Source organism: Pseudolactococcus insecticola, assembly GCF_011170065.1.
Taxonomy (GTDB): domain Bacteria; phylum Bacillota; class Bacilli; order Lactobacillales; family Streptococcaceae; genus Pseudolactococcus; species Pseudolactococcus insecticola.
Genome location: NZ_BLLH01000001.1, coordinates 413,164 through 437,291 on the forward strand (window position 1 = coordinate 413,164; position 24,128 = coordinate 437,291).

The 24,128-nt window shown below is 41.8% G+C and carries 25 protein-coding genes; 9 read left to right on the forward strand and 16 right to left on the reverse strand.

Going from position 1 to position 24,128, the window contains the following annotated elements; all coding sequences use genetic code 11:
• Nucleotides 1-5 precede the first annotated feature (5 nt).
• The 10 genes from Hs20B_RS02130 to Hs20B_RS02175 form a co-directional block, all read right to left on the reverse strand.
• Nucleotides 6-935: a nucleoside-triphosphate diphosphatase gene (locus tag Hs20B_RS02130; RefSeq protein ID WP_172355092.1), complete on the reverse strand. Its 930-nt coding sequence runs from the start codon at nucleotides 933-935 to the stop codon at nucleotides 6-8.
• A 1-nt stretch (nucleotide 936) separates the two neighbouring features.
• Entirely contained in the window at nucleotides 937-1,731 is a 795-nt protein-coding gene (racE, locus tag Hs20B_RS02135; protein WP_172355094.1) for a glutamate racemase, read from the reverse strand.
• Between the two features lie 57 nt (nucleotides 1,732-1,788).
• Nucleotides 1,789-2,025: a YneF family protein gene (locus Hs20B_RS02140; RefSeq protein WP_172355096.1), complete on the reverse strand. Its 237-nt coding sequence runs from the start codon at nucleotides 2,023-2,025 to the stop codon at nucleotides 1,789-1,791.
• Nucleotides 2,026-2,101: 76 nt separating this feature from the next.
• Nucleotides 2,102-3,349: a diaminopimelate decarboxylase gene (locus Hs20B_RS02145; RefSeq protein WP_172355098.1), complete on the reverse strand. Its 1,248-nt coding sequence runs from the start codon at nucleotides 3,347-3,349 to the stop codon at nucleotides 2,102-2,104.
• 61 nt (nucleotides 3,350-3,410) lie between these two features.
• Nucleotides 3,411-4,757: a methylenetetrahydrofolate--tRNA-(uracil(54)-C(5))-methyltransferase (FADH(2)-oxidizing) TrmFO gene (trmFO, locus tag Hs20B_RS02150; RefSeq protein ID WP_371863830.1), complete on the reverse strand. Its 1,347-nt coding sequence runs from the start codon at nucleotides 4,755-4,757 to the stop codon at nucleotides 3,411-3,413.
• A gap of 216 nt (nucleotides 4,758-4,973) precedes the next feature.
• The gene (locus tag Hs20B_RS02155; protein WP_172355100.1) at nucleotides 4,974-5,459 is read right to left on the reverse strand and encodes a YdeI/OmpD-associated family protein; all 486 of its coding nucleotides are present in this window, start codon (nucleotides 5,457-5,459) and stop codon (nucleotides 4,974-4,976) included.
• Complete coding sequence (pheA, locus tag Hs20B_RS02160) at nucleotides 5,456-6,310, reverse strand: prephenate dehydratase (RefSeq protein WP_172355102.1); 855 nt, start codon at nucleotides 6,308-6,310, stop codon at nucleotides 5,456-5,458. The genes Hs20B_RS02155 and pheA overlap by 4 nt, the downstream gene beginning before the upstream one ends.
• Nucleotides 6,307-6,798, reverse strand: a complete 492-nt coding sequence (locus Hs20B_RS02165; RefSeq protein ID WP_172355104.1) for a shikimate kinase — start codon at nucleotides 6,796-6,798, stop codon at nucleotides 6,307-6,309. The genes pheA and Hs20B_RS02165 overlap by 4 nt, the downstream gene beginning before the upstream one ends.
• A 93-nt stretch (nucleotides 6,799-6,891) precedes the next feature.
• Nucleotides 6,892-7,869 carry a phosphatase PAP2 family protein gene (locus Hs20B_RS02170; RefSeq protein WP_172355106.1) on the reverse strand — a complete coding sequence of 326 codons (978 nt, stop codon included), beginning with the start codon at nucleotides 7,867-7,869 and terminating at the stop codon, nucleotides 6,892-6,894.
• Between the two features lie 164 nt (nucleotides 7,870-8,033).
• Complete coding sequence (locus Hs20B_RS02175; protein ID WP_172355108.1) at nucleotides 8,034-9,062, reverse strand: branched-chain amino acid aminotransferase; 1,029 nt, start codon at nucleotides 9,060-9,062, stop codon at nucleotides 8,034-8,036.
• A gap of 138 nt (nucleotides 9,063-9,200) precedes the next feature.
• Between Hs20B_RS02175 and Hs20B_RS02180 the strand changes: the two genes are divergently transcribed.
• On the forward strand, nucleotides 9,201-9,953 hold the full coding sequence (locus tag Hs20B_RS02180) for a mechanosensitive ion channel family protein (protein WP_228407436.1): 753 nt from the start codon (nucleotides 9,201-9,203) through the stop codon (nucleotides 9,951-9,953).
• Nucleotides 9,954-10,004: 51 nt separating this feature from the next.
• Here the strand turns inward: Hs20B_RS02180 and rnhB are convergent, their stop codons facing one another.
• The 3 genes from rnhB to Hs20B_RS02195 are packed head-to-tail and all read right to left on the reverse strand — an operon-like array spanning nucleotide 10,005 to nucleotide 12,559.
• The gene (gene rnhB / locus Hs20B_RS02185; RefSeq protein WP_172355110.1) at nucleotides 10,005-10,769 is read right to left on the reverse strand and encodes a ribonuclease HII; all 765 of its coding nucleotides are present in this window, start codon (nucleotides 10,767-10,769) and stop codon (nucleotides 10,005-10,007) included.
• A complete protein-coding gene (gene ylqF / locus Hs20B_RS02190) occupies nucleotides 10,756-11,634 on the reverse strand; it encodes a ribosome biogenesis GTPase YlqF (protein ID WP_172355112.1) in 879 nt (292 codons plus the stop codon). The genes rnhB and ylqF overlap by 14 nt, the downstream gene beginning before the upstream one ends.
• 49 nt (nucleotides 11,635-11,683) lie before the next feature.
• Nucleotides 11,684-12,559 (reverse strand): NAD(P)-dependent oxidoreductase, encoded by an 876-nt coding sequence (locus Hs20B_RS02195; protein WP_172355114.1) that lies wholly within the window; start codon nucleotides 12,557-12,559, stop codon nucleotides 11,684-11,686.
• Between the two features lie 49 nt (nucleotides 12,560-12,608).
• On the opposite strand from Hs20B_RS02195, the gene murT reads away from it, so the two are divergent.
• Together murT and gatD are read left to right on the forward strand one after the other, a co-directional pair.
• A complete protein-coding gene (gene murT, locus Hs20B_RS02200) occupies nucleotides 12,609-13,955 on the forward strand; it encodes a lipid II isoglutaminyl synthase subunit MurT (protein WP_172355116.1) in 1,347 nt (448 codons plus the stop codon).
• The gene (gene gatD / locus Hs20B_RS02205) at nucleotides 13,952-14,731 is read left to right on the forward strand and encodes a lipid II isoglutaminyl synthase subunit GatD (RefSeq protein ID WP_172355118.1); all 780 of its coding nucleotides are present in this window, start codon (nucleotides 13,952-13,954) and stop codon (nucleotides 14,729-14,731) included. Before murT ends, gatD begins: the two co-directional genes overlap by 4 nt.
• A 20-nt stretch (nucleotides 14,732-14,751) precedes the next feature.
• Here the strand turns inward: gatD and glmS are convergent, their stop codons facing one another.
• Nucleotides 14,752-16,569 (reverse strand): glutamine--fructose-6-phosphate transaminase (isomerizing), encoded by a 1,818-nt coding sequence (glmS, locus tag Hs20B_RS02210; RefSeq protein ID WP_172355120.1) that lies wholly within the window; start codon nucleotides 16,567-16,569, stop codon nucleotides 14,752-14,754.
• Nucleotides 16,570-16,694: 125 nt separating this feature from the next.
• Nucleotides 16,695-17,408 carry an XRE family transcriptional regulator gene (locus tag Hs20B_RS02215; protein ID WP_172355122.1) on the reverse strand — a complete coding sequence of 238 codons (714 nt, stop codon included), beginning with the start codon at nucleotides 17,406-17,408 and terminating at the stop codon, nucleotides 16,695-16,697.
• A gap of 121 nt (nucleotides 17,409-17,529) precedes the next feature.
• Between Hs20B_RS02215 and plsY the strand changes: the two genes are divergently transcribed.
• The 6 genes from plsY (at nucleotide 17,530) to Hs20B_RS02245 (ending at nucleotide 23,058) form a co-directional block, all read left to right on the forward strand.
• Nucleotides 17,530-18,171 carry a glycerol-3-phosphate 1-O-acyltransferase PlsY gene (gene plsY, locus Hs20B_RS02220; RefSeq protein WP_172355124.1) on the forward strand — a complete coding sequence of 214 codons (642 nt, stop codon included), beginning with the start codon at nucleotides 17,530-17,532 and terminating at the stop codon, nucleotides 18,169-18,171.
• Nucleotides 18,172-18,275: 104 nt separating this feature from the next.
• Entirely contained in the window at nucleotides 18,276-18,494 is a 219-nt protein-coding gene (gene nrdH, locus Hs20B_RS02225) for a glutaredoxin-like protein NrdH (RefSeq protein ID WP_172355126.1), read from the forward strand.
• The gene (gene nrdI / locus Hs20B_RS02230; protein WP_172355128.1) at nucleotides 18,491-18,847 is read left to right on the forward strand and encodes a class Ib ribonucleoside-diphosphate reductase assembly flavoprotein NrdI; all 357 of its coding nucleotides are present in this window, start codon (nucleotides 18,491-18,493) and stop codon (nucleotides 18,845-18,847) included. Before nrdH ends, nrdI begins: the two co-directional genes overlap by 4 nt.
• A complete protein-coding gene (gene nrdE, locus Hs20B_RS02235; RefSeq protein WP_172355130.1) occupies nucleotides 18,837-20,993 on the forward strand; it encodes a class 1b ribonucleoside-diphosphate reductase subunit alpha in 2,157 nt (718 codons plus the stop codon). The genes nrdI and nrdE overlap by 11 nt, the downstream gene beginning before the upstream one ends.
• 15 nt (nucleotides 20,994-21,008) lie before the next feature.
• The gene (gene nrdF / locus Hs20B_RS02240; protein ID WP_371863831.1) at nucleotides 21,009-21,971 is read left to right on the forward strand and encodes a class 1b ribonucleoside-diphosphate reductase subunit beta; all 963 of its coding nucleotides are present in this window, start codon (nucleotides 21,009-21,011) and stop codon (nucleotides 21,969-21,971) included.
• A gap of 130 nt (nucleotides 21,972-22,101) precedes the next feature.
• Nucleotides 22,102-23,058 carry a hypothetical protein gene (locus Hs20B_RS02245; RefSeq protein WP_172355132.1) on the forward strand — a complete coding sequence of 319 codons (957 nt, stop codon included), beginning with the start codon at nucleotides 22,102-22,104 and terminating at the stop codon, nucleotides 23,056-23,058.
• 112 nt (nucleotides 23,059-23,170) lie between these two features.
• On the opposite strand, the gene Hs20B_RS02250 is transcribed toward Hs20B_RS02245, so the two are convergent.
• A partial coding sequence (locus Hs20B_RS02250) for an LPXTG cell wall anchor domain-containing protein (RefSeq protein ID WP_172355134.1) occupies nucleotides 23,171-24,128 on the reverse strand: 958 nt, incomplete at its 5' end.

Below are 24,128 nucleotides of genomic sequence, written 5' to 3' on the forward strand. Positions count from 1 at the left end.
AAACCTCATTGTTTCAGCCATTCTGGCCATTTTTTTAATAAATTTTGTAGGGCACGGGCACGGTGCGAGACCTTATTTTTTTGAGATAAGCTCATTTGTGCCGCAGTGCGCCCCGTCTCTTCGTCTATAAATAGAGGATCATAGCCAAAGCCATCGTCACCTTTTGGAATAGTACCAATCTCGCCGAACCACTCGCCTTCAACGACCAATGGTTCTTTTTCAGGTGCTGCCACAACTAGCGTCGTGTGAAATTTTGCTTTACGTTTGTCAGGCGAAACAGCGGTACTTGCAAGCTCATGAAGAAGTTTTGCGTTATTTTCATCGTCTGTTGCGTGATCGCCAGCGAATCTCGCTGACCAGACGCCAGGCAGACCACCCAATATATCGACCATGAGACCGCTATCATCAGCAAGCACCATTTCCCCTGTCAACTCAGAAATCGTCTTTGCCTTGAGACGAGCATTAGCTTCAAAAGTCATGCCTGTTTCTGCGACCTCAGGGAGCTCTGGAAAGTCATTGAGATTTTTTACAGTATAGCCCAGCTGACTGAACATTGCCTTAAACTCACGCGTTTTGCCTTCATTTCGGGTGGCAATCAGTAACGTTTTATCAGAAATAACCGGAAGCGACAGGGTTTCTGAGTGTACTTCAACATCGTCTAATTTGACGACAAGCGTATCAGTGATTATTTCTACATAATTTTTCGCCGTCACATCACGCAAAACTTGGAAAAATAATGTCATGATTTCTGACGGCGATGCTTCGTCAACAGCAACTATCTTCAATCCCAGTTCTGACGGGAAATACTTAAAAAATACCGAATATATGGGTAGCTCAAGCTGTTCACCAAAAATATTTTCGATGCGTAATTGACGAGTCGAAAGCGTATAAGCAAAAATATCTAATATGTCGTGTTTATAAAGTTTAGTTGTCATGTTATAAGTTGATTGTCCTTGATTTGACAGGCATTTTCAGCCAATTTTCTGCAATAGCATCAAACGCCTGACTGCTTGCGGTTGTAAAGAAACTGTGCGCTTTGTATAACTGAGTCCGTTCACGGTTGATTTCAAAATAATTGAGCAAAACAGAAATATCACGAACGCACTCTGCACCACTGTCAATGAGTTTAACGTCTTGCCCCATAACATTTTGGATGATGGGACGCAGTAATGGATAATGCGTGCATCCCAAAATCAAGGTGTCAACACGCCCAACCAAAGGTTTTAACGTCTCATAAACAATTTTTTTGGCAACACTTGACGACGTTTCGTTTGACTCAACAATTGGTACAAATTTCGGGCAGGCAAGTGATGTAACGGCAAGATTGGGCGATAAAAGTTGTACTTTTTGCCGATAAATATCCGATTTTATAGTCATAGCCGTGCCAATGATACCGATTTTTCCATTTTCAGTTGCTTTAATCGCCGCACTCGCGCCTGGTAATATCACACCTAAAACAGGAATATCAAGCGCTGCTTTGACTTCTTCCCAAGCGACTGCCGTTGCCGTATTACAGGCAAAAACGATCATTTTTACATTTTTCGATTGGAGAAATTTAACCATTTCCCAAGTAAATTGACGGATCTGCTCTGCAGGTCTTGGCCCATACGGCGCCCGACTAGAGTCACCAATATAGACCACTTCTTCATCTGGTAGTTGTCGCATGAGCTCCTTAACGACAGTCAGTCCACCCACACCGGAATCTAAAAATCCGATTGGCCGATTATCCATTAGTGATTACCTCATAAAAACAAAAGCTGAGATAGACTCAGCTTTTTGTCATAAACCTTATTTTTTCTTATCGGCTTGTTTAGCTGCTGAGCGAATTTGGCGCAAAACTTGTTGTACCTGCGTTTCGCTAGGCTTACGACCCATCGAGCTCATCATCGTTCGAACGGCATCTTCGTTCAATGGTGGGTTTTCAAGCAACATTTGCTTAACTTGGCGACGGCTAAGGAACATGCCGCCAGCAAATCCAGCGATAGCTGCGATAATAATCAATAAAATTGCAATTGCGATTGACATTTTTGTCTCTTTTCTCTTTTTCTTATTTACTTTATTATAACAGATTTTACATAATCTGTCTATCTCAAGCCGCTATTTAGAAATCAAACCCAGTGATTGTTGCAAAATAGTCCTCAGGCTTTTCAGCACGGCGAATCAGACGTGGCGTCCCATCTTCTTGTAACAATATTTCAGCTGAACGCAGCTTCGCGTTGTATTGATAGCCCATGGAAAAACCGTGAGCACCCGTATCGTGAATAATCAACGTATCACCGACCTCAATTGTAGGCAGTGTCCGTTGTTTTGCGAACTTATCATTATTTTCGCAGAGAGAACCAACCACATCATAAGTTTCAGTCTCATCAGCCGTTTCTTTACCTGCCACGCTAATATGATGATAGGCACCATACATAGCAGGACGCATCAGATTAACGGCACTTGCATCGACACCAATATAGTCGCGATAAGTCTGTTTTTTGTGCAAAACTTGCGTTATCAGATGCCCATGTGGTGCTAACATAAAGCGCCCAAGCTCCGTGAAAATTTTAACATTTCCCAAGTTGTTGGGTGTCAACACTTCCTCGTAAGCAAGGCGAACACCTTCACCGATTTTTGCGATGTCATTTGCCACTTGGTCTGGCTGGTAATTTACGCCAATCCCACCTGAAAGATTGATGAAGTCCAGATCAACCTGTGTTTCTGCAACCACTTCTACTGCCAACTCAAACAACTCTTTGGCAAGAGCAGGATAGTAGTCATTTGTCACAGTATTTGAAGCTAAAAATGAATGAATGCCGAATTTTTTAACACCCAGTTTCTTCAAGTCTTTAAAAGCTTGAATGAGCTGCGCCTTAGTCATGCCGAACTTCGACTCTTCAGGATTATCCATGATATCAGTGCCCAGAGAAAATACCCCACCAGGATTGTAGCGACAAGAAATCGTTTCTGGTATACTTGTTACTTTTGCGAGAAAAGCGACATGCTCATAAGCATCCAGGTTAATGGTCGCATTGAGTTTTCTTGCGTATTTGAACTCTTGTGCGGGGGTATCGTTGGATGAAAACATGATGTCTTCTGCTTCAAATCCGAGTTTATGTGACATAAGTAACTCGATTTCAGAGGCACAGTCAACGCCACAATTTTCTTCTTTTAAGATTTTGAGAATGGCGGGTGTCGGTGTTGCTTTGACAGCAAAGTATTCTTTAAAACCAGGATTCCAGCTGAATGCTTGATTGACAGCACGTGCTTTTTCACGGATTCCTTTTTCATCATATAGGTGAAAAGGCGTTGGAAATTCGGCTATCAATCTATCTAATTGTGCTTTTGTAACAAAAGGTGTTTTCATAATGTCTCCTTCTAGTAAAGTTGGATATTGGATGCTTTTACATATCTTAATTTATGTAAAATCAAACCATCAAGTAAGATTGTAAGTCTTGCAAGGCACGATTTGAAATGGCAGTGTAGCGTTCTTTCTTATCTCGAATCCGTTCGCCCTCAAGTTCTTTGATAATGCCAAAATTAACATTCATCGGCTGAAAGTTTTTACTGTTAGCATGAGTCACGTAGTAAGGTAGTGCACCAATCGCTGTTGTCTCAGGAAAGACCACGGCTTCTTCTTCTTTAAATAACCGGGCGGCATTGATTCCAGCAACCATACCGGATGCCGCTGACTCAACATACCCTTCTACACCCGTCATCTGTCCTGCAAAAAAGAGATTTTCTTGTTTTTTAGACTGAAAAGTTTGTGTCAAAAGATTTGGCGAATCCATGTAGGAATTTCTATGCATGACACCGTATCTGACAAACTCAGCATTTTCTAAGCCTGGAATCATCCGGAAAATGCGTTTTTGCTCCCCCCACTTGAGATGCGTTTGAAAGCCCACGATATTATAAAGACTTGCTGCAGCATCATCCTGGCGCAGTTGAATAACTGCGTATGGGACATTTGTTTCATAGGTTGTGCCATCACGCTTCGTGACGGTATATGTTTCGTTTGGATTTTCAAGTCCGACAGGCTTCATGGGGCCAAACAACATGGTCTTGAAACCACGTGACGCCATAACTTCGATTGGCATGCAACCTTCAAAGTATTTTTCTTTTTCAAATGTTTTGAGCTGTGCAACCTCGGCATGTACCAGTTCTTGCTGAAATTTTTCAAACTCTTCTTTGGTCATCGGTGCATTGAGATAGGCTGCTTCGCCCTTATCATAGCGAGATTTAAGGTAAACTTTACTCATGTCAATCGTGTTGACATCAACAATCGGTGCTGCAGCATCGTAAAAGTAAAAACCGTCTCCATCGTTAAGGTCGTGAATTTTTTGTGCTAATGTTTCAGACGTCAGAGGGCCAGAGGCTACGACTGTAATCTCATCGTCAGGTAAGTCAATGATTTCTTCTCTGATGACTTCGATCAGAGGATGATTGGTCACTTCTGAGGTAACAAGTGCTGAAAAGCCATCTCGGTCAACGGCAAGCGCACCACCAGCAGGAACACGGGTTTCGTCTGCCGAGCGAATGATGACACTGTCAAGACGTCGCATTTCTTCTTTAAGAAGTCCAACAGCGTTGGTCAAGCTATCGCCACGAAGCGAGTTAGAGCAGACAAGTTCTGCAAAATCGGTAGTCTTGTGCTGAGGTGTCGATTTAACACCACGCATCTCGTAGAGTTTGACGGGTATGCCGCGTTTTGCAATTTGATAAGCAGCCTCAGAACCTGCAAGTCCAGCGCCAATAACATTAATATGGTTTGCCATGATTGTTTCCTTTGTTTGATAATCGTAATAGTCAAATTATATCATAAATTATTCTAAAAATGGAATGACTTTCACAATGCCGCAGTTTACATATTTATAATTATGTAAACTAATGATTTTGGAAAGATAAACACTTCTTCTTTCCTGCTAAGACTTTTTATTTTTTTGTCAGTTGATGATACTATTCTAAGCTAATTGGCCGGATTCTAGGTAGCTTTACGGCTTTTCACGACCTACAAATCGACCATTGCCAAGAAGAAATGTGACAGCTCGCTCAATATTTCGCTCGATTGCCGCTTTTGATTTGAGTTTTGCGATATAACGGATGATTTCTTGTTGCCTAGAAGTTGAGAGCGTCTCAAAAACTTGACTTGCTTCTGGTACTTGATTTAACGCAACTCGTAACCCTTCAGGCATTTCAATCAGACGTGATTCAGGATCAAAAGCGACACTCACCAGGCAAGTCTCGCCAATACGCTCAGGTGATTTTTTGAGCATAGTTGTATTGACGTAAAAGCGCCATTCTCCAGCATATTTTACCAATGTCTGCTTGTAAGGTAAACCGTTTAGCTCACCTTTGACCTGTATCGGACCGCTTGATTTTTGACTATCGCTAAAAATAGCCTGTAAAATGTCGTTAGGTACACTGAGATAGGGATTGACACCGATTATTTTTAATCTATCTTCAAAAATATAACTCATTTCATCTTGTTTTCCTTGTCACTTGACATTTTGTAAACTTTGTACCGGCCTAATTTTTTGACGGAAACGCCCATTTTTTCGAGTGCGTGGATCAAATACGGGTAGTTATCAGAATACTGCGCGTCTAAAATGAAAAAATATTCGCCAAGAAAAGTCTTGAGTGGTCTGGATTCGATTTTGGTCAAGTTGATGCCGAAATCTGCAAAAACTTGCAAAGTCTTATAGAGTGCACCTGGTAGATTATCCGGCAAAGTCAAAGCCAAGGTCATTTTTTGTGTCTCAATAGGGAGATTGATTGCAGGAACAGTTTGACCTAAGAGCCAAAAGCGTGTGAAATTTTCATCAATTTCTTGGATATCATGCGCAATGACTGTCAGACCATACTCAGTCGCACTGGCAAGGGGCGCAATGGCAGCCAGATTTTTATCTGGATGTGCCGCTACATACCGGGCAGCGTAGGCTGTGCTGTCGGTACTCTCAATTTTTGCCTCAGGGAAATGCTGCTGCAAATATTTGAGAGACTGCGCAATCGCTTGCGGATGAGACAGAATTTTCTCAATTTTACGGTTTTGTGATGTTGCCATGAGCTGCTGCTTAATAGGCTGTATGATTTCGGCTTGCGTCCGAATGTTGTCTGCCTGCAAATAGAGGTAGTCGACACTCTGATGGACGCTTCCTTCAATCGAATTTTCAACTGGGACAATGGCAAAATCAACACTACCATTTTCATAGCTTCTGATGACCTCAGTAATCGTGTCAAATGCTATAAGTTCAGCTGTATTTTCAGGAAAGGCAGCCTTTGCAGCAGCGTATGTAAATGAGGCCTTAGGGCCTAAAAAACCAATTTTCATGCTTGAAATTCCTTTACCTCTTGGACAATCTGACTAGGCGTTTTATCTGTCACATCAATAATTTGACTTGCAACTTCCTCATAAAGAGGCTGACGTGTGTTAAAAATCGCCTCAAGTGCTTGACGAGAACTATTGACAAAAATCGGTCTGACATTGTCTGTGTCTGATGAGATGCGATTGTACAGACTGTCAAAATCAGATTTGAGATAAATGACTTTCGCTACGGCGTCTTTTAGAATCTGACGATTAACAGGTGAAATCACAATGCCGCCACCTGTTGAGACAACTTTGTCAGACACAACTAGTTCTGACAAAACAGATTTTTCAATCTGACGAAAAGCAGCTTCACCTTGCGTTTCAAAAAAGGCAGCGATTGGCATGCCAATCCTCTCCACAATCATCGCATCCATGTCAATGAAATCAGCCGACATTTGCCGTGCAATCGTTGACTTTCCAGACCCCATAAAACCGATTAAAAAAGTTGTCATATATCTCATTTCTATTTATCCTGAAAAAATACAAAATATCGCCTGCCAAAGCAAGCGACATTAGGTTTATTTTATTGAAATTTTGCGAAAAAGTCAAATTTTTGCAAAATCATAATTAGCTTGGAAGGCGTTATCTTCAAGCGCATCCACAGCAAGTGCGTCAGATTCTTCTACAAAGCGATAGCCAAGTAGTTGCATTGACAAGAAGATGAGGGCGAAAACAATCGTGCCGCTGACTGTCACGTCAGAAAGGAAATGTGCGCCGATACGAATGCGTGAGAGTCCCATCAGAACGCCATAAGCAATCGTTACAATCGTCATTTTACGTTGTAAAGCAACATTTTTACGTTCCACGAAGAACGGTAGAAAAGCTGCAAGCATACCCGCCATCGTGTGGCCGCTTGGGAATGATTTATGACCGTTGACACCGTTTTGGTGCCAGAATGCTGTAAAGTGTGCGTCTTTAACATTGCCAAAAATCTCGTAAGGACGGAAACGACCCCAGTTATTTTTCATCGTGTCAACAATCGCTTCGCTCAGGTAGACTACCGCAACACCTGCAATCGCAACTGTTGTCAAGTACTGCAATGATTTTTCAGTTTTATTTTTCAACCATTGGTAAGCAATTGCAGACCCAATAACCCAGATAATCACTGAAATCACGATTTGTAGACTGTGTGGATATGCAACAGCACCACCGTCATTGTTAGCAGCACCGAGCGCTGCGCCAACTTTTACATTGCCGATAGAACTGTAAGTATAGAACAAAAAGTTATCGACAGCATGCAAGGTTTCCCAGAAAGCAAACGCGAGACCACCTGCAACCAGCAATACTTTTGAAATCACTGGAATGTCACGTTTAAGACCATTTGCAACGATAATCTGACCAGCAATAAAACCAATCAAATTTTCAGGAAAAAGACCGTAGTTCTGGAAAATCGTTCCAAAAATCGAATTTTGATTCATAATCGTTTTAGAAATTTGATAATCACCAAAACTTGCAACGATGAGTAATACCACTGCTGCAATAAGAAAATTCCGAAGAAGTGGGGATTTCGCTTGTGTTGACATGTGAGTGTCTCCTCTAAATAATAAGTTCTCGTAAAGCACGATTGCCCTACATCATTATTTTAACTGAAAAAACATCACTTGCATGTAAAATCTTTGAAAATTTCCTGTAAATACTATGTAAAAAGCCTGCTTTTTATCAGCAGACTTTTATATTTTAGTTATTATTAGTCGATTTCAACCTTGTAAATCCAGCCTTCTGGTGCTGTGACATCACCCTTTTGGATGCCGACTAATTCGTCGTAAAGTTTGCGCGTGATTGGGCCAACCTCAGTTTCACTGTAAAAAACGTGAAAGTCATCACCATTTTGAATACCTCCAATTGGCGAGATAACAGCTGCAGTACCACAAGCGCCCGCTTCAGCAAAACGATCCAAATCATCGATGAAAACATCGCCTTCACTAGCTTTTAGACCAAGGCGATTTTTAGCCAGATAAAGGAGTGAATATTTAGTGATAGATGGCAAAATAGATGGACTTAACGGTGTTACAAATTCGTTGTCTTTTGTGATGCCAAAGAAATTGGCCGAACCGACTTCTTCGATTTTTGTGTGAGTTGACGGATCGAGGTAAATCACGTCAGAATAGCCTGTATTATGCGCATTGGCACCAGGTAAGAGACTGGCCGCATAGTTGCCACCAACTTTCGCTGCACCTGTTCCGTGGGGCGCTGCACGGTCAAAATCACGTGACACGATAAATTTAGTAGGCGCAAGACCACCTTTGAAATAATTACCAACTGGCATGGCAAAAATCGTGAAAATATAGTCATGTGCAGGCTGAACGCCGATAATATCGCCAACACCAATCAAAAGTGGGCGCAAATAAAGGCTACCACCACTTTCATAAGGTGGCACATATTCGTGATTTGCTTTGACGACACTTTTTGCTGCCTCGATAAACATCTCAGTCGGCACTTGTGGCATCATCAAGCGGTCAGCCGTTTTTTGCAGACGCTCAGCATTTTGGTCAGGACGAAACAATTGAATCTCCCCTGATTTTGTCCGGTAAGCTTTCAACCCTTCAAAGGCCTGTTGCCCATAGTGAAGTGCTGGAGATGACTCAGAAATATGCAGTGTCGCATCCTCTGTCAACTCGCCAGCTTGCCATTGCCCATCCGTATAATGCGCAATGTAGCGGTAAGGTAGTTTCATGTAATCAAAGCCAAGATTTTCCCAATCGATCGTAACAGTCATTAGATTCCTCATTTGAATGGGTGCTCTACCCATCTTTCTAAAAATTTGTTATACTTATTTTAGTCCTTTTTAGGTCTAATTGCAATAATTTAATACAATTTTCTGAAAATTATTTTATTTAGAACGGGTGAGCCATTGTTGATTTCCAAAATTAATTTCCAACATTTCATTGAAACAAGTCTTGATAAAGTCCTGCAGTTACTGATTGCAACAGTATTATTTTACATTTTTTATCGACTTATTAAGCTGATTATCAAACGACTTTTTAGCAAATACGCCCAGACGGACCTTGCTGATAGTGCACGCGTTTTGACGATGTCACGCCTGACACAGTCGCTGTTTCAGTATCTGAGCATTTTCCTCTATATTTATACCGTGCTTGGTATTTTCGGGTTACCTGTTGCAAGTCTCCTTGCGGGTGCCGGAATTATCGGCGTTGCACTGGGATTTGCTGGGCGTGACCTCATGAGCGACGTCATCAACGGCTTTTTCATCATCGTTGAGCATCAGGTCAATGTTGGTGATACGGTCAATTTCAAGAATTTGGATATAACGGGAGTTGTCAAAACGATTGGCATTCGCTCTATGACGTTGACAAGCGATTCAGGGGCACTTGTCTTCGTTCCTAATCGCCATATCACAGCACTTGCCAATCTCACACGTCAAGACAGTCAGCTGTTACTTGATGTTCCTGTGCTTGACTTCTCAATGATTGAACGCCAGAAAAAGCGTATTTTACAGGTTAACGAAAGCTATGCAAACGCTGATTTCGTTGGTGTCGTCACACGTGATGACAAAGTTTATCTGAGAAGTAAATTAAGCGGTGACTATGCTGAGATTAGTTTACAAAAATCTGAAATACTATCACGCTATTACGAAAATATGGATTAAAGTCAAAAAGCCGTCAACTCATTGTCCAAAATGAGTTGACGGCTTTTTGTATTATTTTAGCATTGACTTAACAGGTTCAAATGTCCGCCTGTGAATCGGCGTAATACCTAGTATTTCAAGTGCTTCTAGTTGTTTTTTTGTGCCATATCCAGCATTGTGCGCAAAGTCATAGCCTGGATATGTTTGGTCATAGTCTCTCATGAGATGATCACGTGTGACCTTAGCGACGATAGACGCAGCAGCAATCGACATTGACTTGGCATCCCCTTTGATCAAAGACGTTTGCGGGATGTCGCTATCAAGTGTCATGGCATCAATCAACAAATGCTGCGGGCGAACAGCTAACTGATCAACTGCAGCTAGCATAGCAAGCTTGGTTGCCTCGTAAATATTTACTTGATCAATAATCTGATGATCCATAATCCCGATACCAACTGCAACTGCTTGCTTCATAATCCGATTGTAAACCGCCAGATGCTGAGATTTGGGGATTTGTTTACTGTCATTGAGCCCTTTAATTTTACAGTTCTCAGGTAAAATTACTGCTGCTGCAACAACAGGGCCTGCTAGCGGACCGCGGCCAACTTCATCAATCCCTGAAATTAACATAATTTTATTTATGTAAAGTTCACGTTCGTACTGCAATAATTGATCTAAACGGTTGGATTCGTCTATTTCTGCTTGAATTGCTTTTCGGCGTTTGATAATTGCTTTTTGAACCCCTTGTCGAGTATCCTGTGATAATGTTTCAAATAGAGAATCTGACAAATCTGTCACAGCTGCTAACTGCTCTGTCACTGCTTTAATCGTTGCCATCAGATACCTCATCTACTGCCGTCAAGTCAGAAACACGGTCAAGCGTATAAAGCCCCAACTTGCCATCACGGATGTCTTTTATCAATAACTCATAAAATCTGTCATAATCATCCCTAAAGCCATATTTTTTCGTCAGAAGCACGATCAAGTCGACAGCAGACAAACTCATCTCATGATCTGACAGTTTATAACGTGCTTTGAGTTCTGACGGATAATTTTCTTTGAAAAAATCTAGCGCAAAGATGCTGATTTCATCTTTTGGTATCAAATCATCTTTGATAGCGCCCGTCAAAGCAAGCTTTAGGCCAATCATCTGATCTTCAAATTTCGGCCAGAGAATGCCTGGTGTGTCTAAAATCTCCAACGCTTCATTTGTTTTAAGCCACTGTTGACCACGTGTGACTCCAGGTCTGTTACCAGTAATCGCAATTTTTTTGCCTGCTAGACGATTCATTAGTGTTGATTTACCAACATTTGGAATGCCAATAATCATCGTTCTGATTGCTTTATTTTGAATACCACGTTCTGACGCACGTTCGAGCTTTTCAGCAAGTACTTCTCTTGCAGCTTTGGTCAATTTTTTGACGGTTTGTTGCTCTTTTGCATTGATTTTGACAGCTAAAATGCCCTGAGATTCAAAATAATGCACCCATTTTTGAATCTCTAAATCATCAGCCAGATCTTTTTTATTGATAATCACAAGACGTGGCTTATTGCCAATAATCTTATCAAGCATGGGATTTCGGCTTGATAAGGGCAATCGTGCGTCTACCAATTCCATGACAATATCCACATGTTTTAAGTTTTCTTGTACTTGCCTACGCGCCTTGGACATATGTCCTGGAAACCACTGAATTACTACCATTTTTGTTATTTTACATAATTATAATTATGTAAATTCTCCTTTATTTCCTTTATGACCACCATAGTTTAATCAATGCTTGCGTACCTGCATCGTTAAAGCCTTTGTCGGCTACTTTTTCGTATAAATCCAGCGCGAGCTGTGTTGCAGGTAATGTCAAGTCCATTTTTTCAGATTCATCCAAGGCTATTTTCAAGTCTTTGATAAAATGTTTGATGAAAAATCCTGGTGTATAGTCTGCTTTCAAAATACGAGGCCCATAATTTTCTAGTGACCAAGTATCCGCACCACCCGCTGACAATGTATCAAGGACAGCATCCAAATCCAGATTAGCTGCTTTAGCATAGACTAGTAGTTCTGACAAAGCAGTCATTGTCCCAGCTATCCCGATTTGATTGGCCATTTTGACATGTTGCCCGCTGCCTGCTTGACCAAAATATTGCGCTTTTTTTGAAATGTGTCCAAAAATATCTACAACTTTTTCAAATGCTGCCTTATCGCCACCTGACATGATCGTGAGTGCCCGATTTTTAGCCCCAATATCACCGCCACTAACGGGTGCATCAAGCGCTAAGACACCTAATGTTTCTGCCTTTTCAGCGATTTTTTTGGCTAATGTTGGTGTTGATGTCGTCATATCAATGACGATTTTACCAGCTGAAATGCCTGAGAAAATCCCAGCTTCAGCATCGAAATAAACGGATTCCACATCAGCTGGATAGCCGACCATGGTGATGATAATGTCGCTTTCCTGTGCAATTTCACGTGGTGTGGCAAGGTAACTTGCACCATTTGCAACCAAGTCATCTGCCTTAGATGCCGTGCGGTTATAGACGTTTAGTGCGTAGCCATCTGCCTGCAAATTCGCAGCAATCGCATGCCCCATTACTCCTAGACCTATGAAACCAATTTTTTTATTTTCTGTCATGATAAGTCCTCCTATTAAAGTTTAACACATTTTATGCTAAAATAGACATATGACAATTAAATCAAGTTTAGCAATTTTTGCTGGAAAATCTTCTCAATTTGTACTTCAAAAATTTTTCAAACGTGGCTCGACTTTACCAGGTAAAATTGCGCTCAAAATTGATCCCAAAATCCTCGACAAACTGGCAAAAGACTACGAAATTGTAGTTGTCACAGGTACTAACGGAAAAACGCTGACAACTGCGCTTAGCGTTGGCATTCTTGAAACTGCCTTTGGCAAAATCGCGACAAATACAACAGGCGCTAACATGATTACTGGGATTGTTGCGACATTTTTGGCGGCAAAACGCAATAAAAACGGCAGAAATATCGCAGTGCTTGAGATTGACGAAGCAAGTTTGCCTGCTGTGACGGATTATCTGACGCCTAGCCTGTTTGTTTTCACCAATATTTTCCGTGACCAGATGGACCGCTATGGCGAGATTTATACAACCTATAATTTCATCGTCGAAGGTGCTGCAAAGGCGCCAAATGCAACCGTTTTGCTCAATGGTGACAGCCCACTTTTCAATTCTCAAAAGCTGATCAATCCTGTTAAATACTACGGTTTTGACCATGAAAAACACAGCCCACGTCGGGCACACTATAACACCGAAGGTATCTTGTGTCCCAATTGTCACCACATTCTTGACTTTACGATGAATACCTATGCCAATCTGGGAAATTACATCTGTCAAAACTGTGGTTTTCACCGTCCTGAGCTAGATTATCGCCTGTCAGAACTGACAAAAATCACCAATACCTCGTCAGAGTTTGTGATTGATGGTGCAGATTATACGATCAATGTCGGGGGGCTTTATAATATCTATAATGCACTTGCGGCGGTCTCTGTCGCGGAATTTTTCGGGCTTGATAGCAAGCGTATCAAACAAGGATTTGAAACGTCTCACGCTGTATTTGGTCGGCAGGAAACATTCAAAGTTGGTAAAAAAAGCTGTACACTTGTTCTGATCAAAAACCCAGTTGGTGCCAATCAGGTGCTTGACATGATGAAATTGGCACCTTATGATTTCGCCCTAGTTGCCCTGCTCAATGCCAACTATGCTGATGGCATCGACACCAGCTGGATCTGGGATGCCAACTTTGAAGAGGTCAACCGCATGCCTGTTACGAGTATCATTACCGGTGGCGTGAGGCATAGCGAAATGGCGCGTCGTTTCCGAGTGTCAGGCTATGATAAAAACAAGATTACGGAGAGTGCAAAACTTCCTGATGTGCTTGATTTGATTGAAAAACAAGACAATGACCACGTTTATATCCTTGCGACTTATACAGCCATGCTTGAGATGCGTGAGTTGCTGTCGAGCAGACATTATGTGAACGGAGAAATGAAATGACCTATACTTCTATCGTGTCAGAAAATCCAAACCTGCCTTATCAATTGCGGGTGGCGCATCTCTATGGCGACCTCATGAACACTTATGGCGATAATGGCAATATTCTCATGCTCAAATATGTCGGCGAAAAACTAGGCGCTTCTATGCGTTTTGATGTGATTTCCCTTGGCGATGACTTTTCGGCCGATGACTACGATATCGTTTTCTTCGGTGGCGGTCAGGACTACGAGCAATTTATCGTCAGCCAAGACCTACCAACAAAAGCCGTTGAACTAAAAAAATTCATCGAAAATGATGGCGCCATGCTTGCCATTTGCGGTGGTTTCCAACTCCTTGGTAAATACTATATTGAAGCAAATGGTCGCAAAATCGACGGCATTTCTGCCATGGATCATTACACGCTAAGTCAAGAAAATAACCGTTTTATCGGTGATATCGAGATTCATAATGATGAGTTTGATGAGACTTACTATGGTTTTGAAAATCATCAAGGTCGTACTTTTCTGTCAGATACACAAAAACCGCTTGGCAAGGTCATCTCAGGCCAAGGCAATAATAACGAAGACGGCACTGAGGGCATGAACTATAAAAATGTCTACGCCTCATATTTTCATGGTCCAATCTTATCACGCAACGCTAGACTTGCCTATCGTATCGTGAGTAACGCCTTTCATCAGAAATATCCCGAAGTCAGCATTCCGGCTTTTGAGGCGATTTTAGCTGATGAAGAAAAAGGGCAACAAATTACCGACAGCAAACGAAAAGCCGAGAAATAGAATTTCTCAGCTTTTTTATTTTATTCAACTGTAACAGACTTAGCCAAATTACGTGGTTTATCAACATCAAGACCACGATGCAGACTTGCATAATAGGCAATCAATTGTGTTGGAATGACCATTGAAATGCTTGATAGATACGGATGAACATTATTAATAATAATGTCGTCACCTAAGATTGCAGCATCCTGCTCGACAATCGTGATGACATTGGCGCCACGCGCCACAACTTCTGAAATGTTACCACGTGTGTGCGCAGAGACTTTTGCATTGTTTGAAATCAAGGCTAAAACAGGTGTATTTTCTTCAATCAGCGCAATCGTGCCATGTTTGAGCTCTCCTGCTGCAAATCCTTCACATTGGATGTATGAGATTTCCTTGAGTTTAAGGCTGGCCTCCATTGCGACATAGTAATCTTGTCCACGTCCGATGTAAAAGGCGTTGCGTGTTGTTTCAAGCAATCCTGCTACTTTGCTTTCAATCAAGGCTTTTTCAGACAATGTGGCTTCGATAGACTGAGCAACGATAGACAGTTCATGAACCACGTCAAATTTTGCTGCCTTGCCGTTTTTTATCTCGCTGCCAACAGCTTTTGCAAGAAAGGCGAGTGCCGCAATTTGCGCCGTGTAGGCTTTTGTTGAAGCTACTGCGATCTCAGGACCCGCATGCAATAACATGGTGAAATTTGCTTCACGAGAAAGCGTTGATCCTGGTACATTTGTCACGGTCAGACTTGGGATACCAAGTTCATTTGCTTTGACGAGGACTTGGCGGCTATCAGCAGTTTCACCTGATTGTGACAAAAAGATGAAAAATGGCTTTTCTGATAGACGCGGCATGTTATAGCCCCACTCTGATGCGATACCTAACTCGACTGGTTTTTCAGTCAATTCTTCAAGTAAAAACTTACTTGCGTAGCCAGCGTTATAAGACGTGCCCGCGGCAATGATATATAGGCGGTCTGCAGCGATAAGTGACTTTGTAATCTCAGAATCAACAGTAACATTTCCTGTTGCATCAGCATAGACTTGGCTGAGTTTACGCATCACAGTAGGCTGTTCGTCGATTTCTTTGAGCATATAAAACGGATACGTGCCTTTGCCAATATCAGAAAGATCGAGCTCTGCTGTATAGCTATCACGTGACACTGATTGACCCGCTGCATCATGGATTTCAACAAGATCTTTCGTCAGAACGACTAATTCCTTATCATGGATCTCCATAAATTCGCTCGTCTCACGAATCATGGCCATGGCATCAGAACACACCATATTGTAGCCATCGCCAAGCCCAATCAGTAAAGGTGACTTATTTTTAGCGACGTAAATCACGTCAGGTTCTGTTCTATCCATCAAAGCAAAGGCATATGAGCCTTTGATAATGGTTAAGGCTTTTTGGAAGGCGTCAAACGCGCTGAGACCTTCATTTTTGACAAGGGCTGCAATCAAATGCACCGCAATTTCTGTGTCAGTTTCACCATTGAAACTGTCATTTGCCAAATAGTCATTTTTGATTTCTAAATAATTTTCAATCACGCCATTATGCACGAGGACAAAACGTGCGTCAGAAGAGGTATGCGGATGTGCATTTTTTTCTGATGGCTTACCGTGCGTTGCCCAGCGTGTATGACCAATGCCAGCTGTTCCTGCGACATCGATTCCAATCTTTTCACGCAAATCAGCAATGCGCCCAACTGATTTGATGAGTTTTCCATCTTGTGTCGGGTCTGTCACATAAATTCCTGCACTATCATAGCCTCGATATTCCAGCTTTTCAAGACCCTGCATCAAAATATCACGTGTATTTTTACTGCCAACAACGCCAACGATTCCACACATATTAATTTCTCCTGTTTATAATTGGTATAGGTCAATATTCCAATTAAGGAACTTGATATATGTATCATAAACTAATGTTTTTGCGTTGTCAAGCGAAAATTTAAAATATATTGGTATAGTGGTATTTAGACATCAACTGGAAAGAAATTGCCGATAATCTTCCCAACAATTCGGGGTTCTTCGTCAAATGGTGCAAACTTGTCTTTGTATTTTTCGTTGATTGAAACGAGCCTTAACCCACCTGCTTCTTTATAGACTTTTTTGATATAGGTCTGTCCGTCCCAATCGATTGCGTAGATGGCACCGTCATAGTCAAAGCTGCTGTCCTTGATGAGCGCAACTGATCCGTCCTCGTAAACTGGTTCCATCGAGTCACCGTAGACCCAGCTTGCAAAGTCATAGGACATCTCTGCATCAAAGTAAACTGTGTCGTAGCTCCCGTCGCCCATATAGGAAAATCCTGTCCCGGCCGATAGTTTTTCGTAGACTTTGTAAGGAAAAAGTTGGACGACTTCTTGTGTTTCATCCTCTATTTGGGCTGTTTTTTCTTGATTTTGCGCAGCTAACTGCGCTTGTGTGTAGGTCATGACTTTGTCCTTTCGTTCCTTGTTTAAGTCGTTAAATGTCTGCAGCAACTCTTGTGCCGCATCTTTTGTTAAGTCAGAAAGCTCCACATCAAAGAGCACTGAGAGCTTCTGTAAATTTTGCAATCTAGGCTTTGAAGTCCCCTGCTCCCAGGCAAAATACGAGGTGTTCGCCACACCAATCTCCTTTGCAACTTGGCGCTGAGACAAGTTTTTCTCAACACGAAATTTCTTAATATTTTCTGCTAGTGACATTATTTCCTCGATTCATATAGTTGATAATCACGCTAAAAAAACGTTAGCTTTTAAAACTAACATCATTATAATATTTCAAGTCCCATCTGTCAAATCCTAAATATTTTGATATAATAGAAAGATGATAACCTTACTACTATTATTGATTGCCTACTTACTTGGCTCAATCCCTTCTGGTCTCTGGATAGGCAAGTTATTCTTTCATAAAAATTTACGTGACTTTGGCTCAGGCAATACTGGCACGACCAATACATTTCGAATATTAGGAAAAAAAGCAGGCAGCGTCGTTTTTGCCGTGGATCTACTCAAAGGAACACTTGCCACGCTTTTGCCAGCGATGTTAGGTCTTCACACCTTTTCTCCAGCGCTATTTGGCCTATTTGCTGTTTTAGGGCATACTTTTTCTATCTTTGATCATTTTCACGGTGGTAAAGCTGTCGCAACGACTGCGGGGCTGATTTTGGGCTATAATCCAGTTTTTGTTCTCTTTCTCCTAGTTATTTTTGCCATCACACTCTATTTATTTAGCATGGTGTCCTTATCAAGTGTGATTGCAGCGATTGTAGCTGCAATTTCAGTTCTCATCATGCCCGCCTTTCATGTTATTTTCGGTTCATACGATTGGTTGTTTACGATTATCATCTTATTTTTGGTTGGATTTATCGTCATTCGCCACCGAGAAAATCTAGCAAGGATTCATGCCAAGTCTGAAAACATTGTTAGCTTTGGTCGTAATCTCACACACCAAAAACACAACATATAGTGTTCGACAAAATAAAAATCACAATATCTAGTTAAAATAATTGACTAGGTATTTTTTTATTGATAGAATAAGAACATATTAAAAGAATAAAGGTGGTAATCAATATGGTCACAGTATTTTCAAAAAACAACTGCATGCAGTGCAAAATGGTCAAAAAATGGTTAGATGACAAGTCTGTCGATTTCAAAGAAATTAACATTGATGAGGAACCTGCCTACATTGAACAAATCAAATCAATGGGCTTCATGGCGGCGCCTGTCATCATCAAAGATGACATTGCTTTTTCAGGATTTCGTCCTGCGGAACTCGCAAAACTCGCATGAAAATCGCCTACTACAGCATCACGCGCCAAGTTGAACGTTTTGTCAAAAAACTCGATCACCCTTTTTTCAATATCTTGCAGGCTGATGAGTTGCTAAATGACGACAACTTCATCTTGATTATCCCAACTTATGAGCAAGAAATGCTCCAAGAAGTCTGGGAGTTTATGTCTGATTATGGCAAACAGTGTTTAGGTGTGATTGGCTCTGGCAACCGTAATTTTGCCGACGAATTTATCTATTCAGCAAACGACATCTCGCGTGACTTTCACGTACCACTGCTCTACGCATTTGAGTTTAGTGGCACAGATGCTGATGTCAAAACAGTTAAAAGGATTATCGAAAATGTCTCTTAAAAATCTCGGCGAAGTATCATACTTTCGCCTCAATAATGAAATCAATATCCCTGTCAATGGGCAAATCCCTTTGCACCGCGATCATGATGCACTAGATGCGTTTTTTGCAGAAAATGTCACGCCAAACTACATGACTTTTGACAGTCTTGAAGCACGCTTTGACTATCTGCTCAAACATGATTATATCGAACGTGCTTTTCTTGAAAAATATGACTTTTCTTTTGTCAAATCGCTCAATGATTGGCTCTACGCGCAAAATTTCAAGTTTAAGTCATTTATGGCGGCTTATAAATTTTACCAACAATATGCGCTCCATACAAATGACGGAACTGCTTATTTGGAGCATCTCGAAGACCGTGTGCTTTTGAATGCCCTTTATTTTGCTGATGGCAATGAAGAAATGGCGCGTCAGATTGCTGATGAGATGATCAATCAGCGTTATCAACCTGCAACGCCTAGCTTTTTAAACGCTGGTCGCAGTCGCCGTGGTGAGCTTGTCAGCTGTTTTTTGATTCAAACGACTGATGATATGAACTCGATTGGTCGTTCGGTCAACTCAGCACTTCAACTCTCACGTATTGGTGGTGGCGTTGGGCTCAATCTCTCTAACTTGCGTGAGGCAGGGGCGCCAATTAAAGGGATTGAAAATGCCGCAAGCGGCGTTGTGCCTGTCATGAAACTTTATGAAGATAGTTTTTCATATTCTAACCAACTTGGCCAACGTCAAGGGGCTGGTGTGACCTATCTGAGTGTTTTCCATCCAGATATTATCGCTTTTTTGTCGACCAAAAAAGAAAATGCCGATGAAAAAATTCGCGTCAAAACGCTGTCACTTGGTGTGACTGTCCCTGACAAATACTATGAACTCGTGCGTGACAATGCCGATATGTTCTTGTTTAGCCCTTATGACGTTGAACGAATCTATGGTAAGCCGTTTAGTTATGTTGATATAACAGCTGAGTATGATCGTATGGCCGCAAATCCTAACATCAAAAAATATCGGATTCGTGCGCGTGATTTGGAACAAGAAATTGCAAAATTGCAACAAGAATCTGGCTATCCCTATATCGTCAATATCGACACGGCAAATAAAGCCAATCCTATCGACGGTAGAATCGTCATGAGTAATCTGTGTTCTGAGATTCTCCAAGTCCAAACGCCGAGCCTGCTCAACGAAGATCAGACTTATCAAACACTTGGCACAGATATTTCATGTAATCTCGGCTCAACTAATGTGGTCAATCTCATGCAAACAACTGACTTTGAAAAATCAATTGATGCTATGGTGCATGCCCTGACATTTGTGACAGACAACTCTGACATCTCAAGCGTGCCAACTGTTCAAAATGGCAATCAACAAGCACATACAATGGGACTTGGTGCCATGGGACTTCACTCCTACTTTGCCCAAAACCATATCGTGTATGGCAGTCCTGAATCAATCGAATTTACCGATGTTTATTTTGAATTGCTGAATTTTTATACACTAAAATCATCCAATAAAATCGCGCGTGAACGTGGTGTGTCATTTGCTAATTTTGAGCGTTCAAAATACGCTGACGGTTCTTATTTTGATGATTATATTGCGTCTAACAAAGTGCTGTCAGAAAAAGTTGCTAGCTTATTTGACGGCATTGCCGTGCCGACTAGCGCTGACTGGGCACGGCTCAAGGCTGATATTCAAGCTGATGGCCTTTATCACCAAAATCGTTTGGCTGTGGCGCCAAATGGCTCGATTTCTTATATCAACGACGTTTCTGCAAGTATTCACCCCATTACCCAACGCATCGAAGAACGTCAAGAAAAGAAAACAGGCAAAATCTACTATCCCGCACGTGGTCTTGCGACGGACACGATTCCTTACTATACGAGCGCTTACGATATGGATATGCGCCGTGTGATCGATGTTTATGCAGCCGCAACCAAGCACGTCGATCAAGGGTTGTCTATGACTTTGTTCATGCGTAGCGACATTCCACGTGGCATCTATGAGTGGAAAACAGACACCAAACAAACCACGCGCGATCTCAATATTTTGCGTAATTATGCGCATCATAAGGGTGTGAAGTCGATTTATTACGTGCGTACCTTCACGGATAACGGCGATGAAGTCGGTGCCAATCAATGTGAATCTTGTGTGATTTAAGGAAAAATGATAAGAATGATAAACCAAAACTATACGAAAGCAATCAACTGGAACAATATCGAAGATTTGATTGACAAATCGACTTGGGAAAAACTCACGGAACAATTTTGGCTTGACACACGGATTCCCTTGTCAAATGACTTGGACGATTGGCGTAGCCTGACTGCTGATGAGCGTGATCTGGTCAGCCATGTCTTTGGCGGGCTGACCCTGCTTGATACTGTTCAGTCTGACTCAGGAATGGACTCGCTGCGTGCAGATGCAAGAACCCAGCACGAAGAGGCTGTACTCAATAACATTCAGTTCATGGAGTCGGTTCACGCTAAGTCCTATTCGTCAATCTTTTCAACATTGAACACCAAAACTGAGATTGATGCCATCTTTGCCTGGATCGATGCCAATGAAAATCTGCAGTATAAAGCACAAAAAGTAACTGAAATTTATAAAAATGGCAGTCCACTTGAAAAGAAAATCGCATCCGTTTTTCTTGAAACTTTCCTATTTTATAGCGGATTTTATACGCCTTTGTACTACCTTGGCAATAATAAACTGGCCAATGTCGCAGAGATTATCAAGCTGATCATTCGTGATGAGTCGGTTCATGGGACTTATATCGGTTATAAGTTTCAGTTGGGCTTTAACGATCTGTCAGATGCTGAGCAAGAAACGCTCAAAAACTGGGCTTACGAGCTACTTTACGACCTTTATGCCAATGAAGAAATTTATACAGACGCGCTTTACGGACCACTTGGCTGGGCAGAAGATGTCAAAACCTTCTTGCGCTACAATGCTAATAAAGCTTTGATGAATTTAGGTTTTGATGCACTTTTTCCAGATACTGCTGGGGATGTCAATCCGATTGTTATGAACGGTTTGTCAACCGGTACAGCTAACCACGACTTCTTTAGTCAAGTCGGTAATGGCTATCTACTTGGTCAGGTTGAGGCTATGTCCGATGATGATTATAACTTTGACTAGATTTTAATGATATAAAAACAGACTGCTGTCGTTCTTATAAGCAGTCTGTTTTTTAAATCTCACATATCATTTAGGAAAGCGCCTACATTTTTATATAATAGAGATATATGAAAAGTGAGGTAAATCAACTATGGTAACTGATTATCGTGACGCATTGCTTGACAAGGCTAAACATGCTGATGCCGTCGACTTAGACAAGCTAAAAAGTGAGACACTTGCTGCAAAACAAGGTTTGTTTGCAACTAAAACCTGTACTGCTGTCAACACCAAAGAATTGCAATCTTTTGCACTCGGACTCGCAGCAAGTAAGATAGACGAATTTGCGGATTCGAGATTTGTCACAGCAGATCTAAACTATTTGAAAAAATACGATCATTTGATCAATCTAATCTCGGCTATGGACGCGTCAGACAATGACAGCATTGAGCGCGTGTCATCAGAACTTAAAGCCATGCGACTCTGGGTGGAAAATCACTCTGTTGAAAATGCAACGACATTAGTCCAACTCAAAACCATCGCGGCAGACGTTCTAGCAGGATTTGAGCCTGCTCGCGATGACATGACGATACAAACTGCCTACAATGCATTAAAATCGGCCTACAACTGTCCTAAGACGACTGTGGAAGATTTAAACAAGCTCGTCCATAACTTTTATGCGGCGCTGCCTGCATTTCGCACGGTATCGCGCGGCTACATGTTTGATCTGATGGACGGCGTGCAGAGCGCTATGGCATCCTACGGCATGGATACAAACCTTGATGTTCAACGCTTTCTAAGCGAATCTAAGCTCATGATTCACGCTGCAGCGCGGCCATTTGACTTTATCTTGATCGTCAATAAACTCGACGACTTAAATGACAATACGTGTAAGATTATCATGAAAAACTCGCCGATTGAAGAGATTCAGCGCTTGGGTAATGAGATGATTTACAAGATAGACGATGCGAGACAAAATGGCTTGCAGTTCGCCGAATGTGATCTGGAAACAGTTGAAAAGTATAGAAATACACTCTCAACCTACCAAGACCGTGATGAACTTTGCAAAGTCGTCAAGTCAATTAAGAATATTCAGATTAAAACAGCTTAATCTCGTATAATCGTGATATAATAAATTACTTCAAAACACCTACTCACGAGATTATGAGTAGGTGTTTTACTTTTGATAAAATGAATTTAATAATTTGACAAGACTCTCTCAATCATGACTGACGTTTGCGATTGATAATGTAGCCTAGACTAAGTGACATCAGGGTAAACACGCCAGAAAATAGTGTCTTGTTCTCAATATTCTCTCCTGTTGCTGGGAGGATATTTTGTTGAGTTTGTACTACTTTATTTGCGTTACTCACTGGCCTTGCCGTCGTAGGAAGCACTTCATAAGTCGGTGTTAGCTTGACATCTGATTGCTCTTTTTGCGGTGTCGATTTTTTTGCAGCATTTGCTGAGACTTTTGTCTCAGTTGATGCCGGGGTACTTGGATTTTCCGCTGATTTTGTACTTTTTTCTACTTCGCTGGAATCAACAGATGCTGTCGTCGGTTCAGACGATTCTTCTGTTTTTGAATCTGTTGATTCTGGACTTAACGTTGGAGTACTTGCTGCTTCAGATAACTCTGAACTTGTTGATGGTTCTTCAGAATCAACAGGTGGTTGCGCTGTCGGCGTGTCTGGTGTTTCTTCTGGGTCAGTGGTCGATGATGGAACACTTGGTGCTTCAGATAACTCTGAACTTGTTGATGGAGCGTCAGAATCAACTGGCGGTTGCACTGTCGGCGTGTCTGGTGTTTCTTCTGGGGCTGAGCTCAATTCTGGAGCACTTGCTGCTTCCGCTGATTCTGAACTTGTTGATGGTTCTTCAGAATCAACAGGTGGTTGCGCTGTCGTCGTGTCCGGTGTTTCCACTGGTTCGGATTCTGTTTCTGGAGTGTCTGCTGCTTCCGTTGACTCTGAGCTTGTTGACGGTTCTTCAGATTTAACTGGCGGTTGTACTGTCGTCGTGTCCGGTGTTTCTTCTGGGGCTGAGCTCGATGATGGAACACTTGGTGCTTCCGTTGACTCTGAGCTTGTTGACGGTTCTTCAGATTTAACTGGCGGTTGTACTGTCGTCGTGTCCGGTGTTTCTTCTGGGGCTGAGCTCGATGTTGGAGCACTTGGTGCT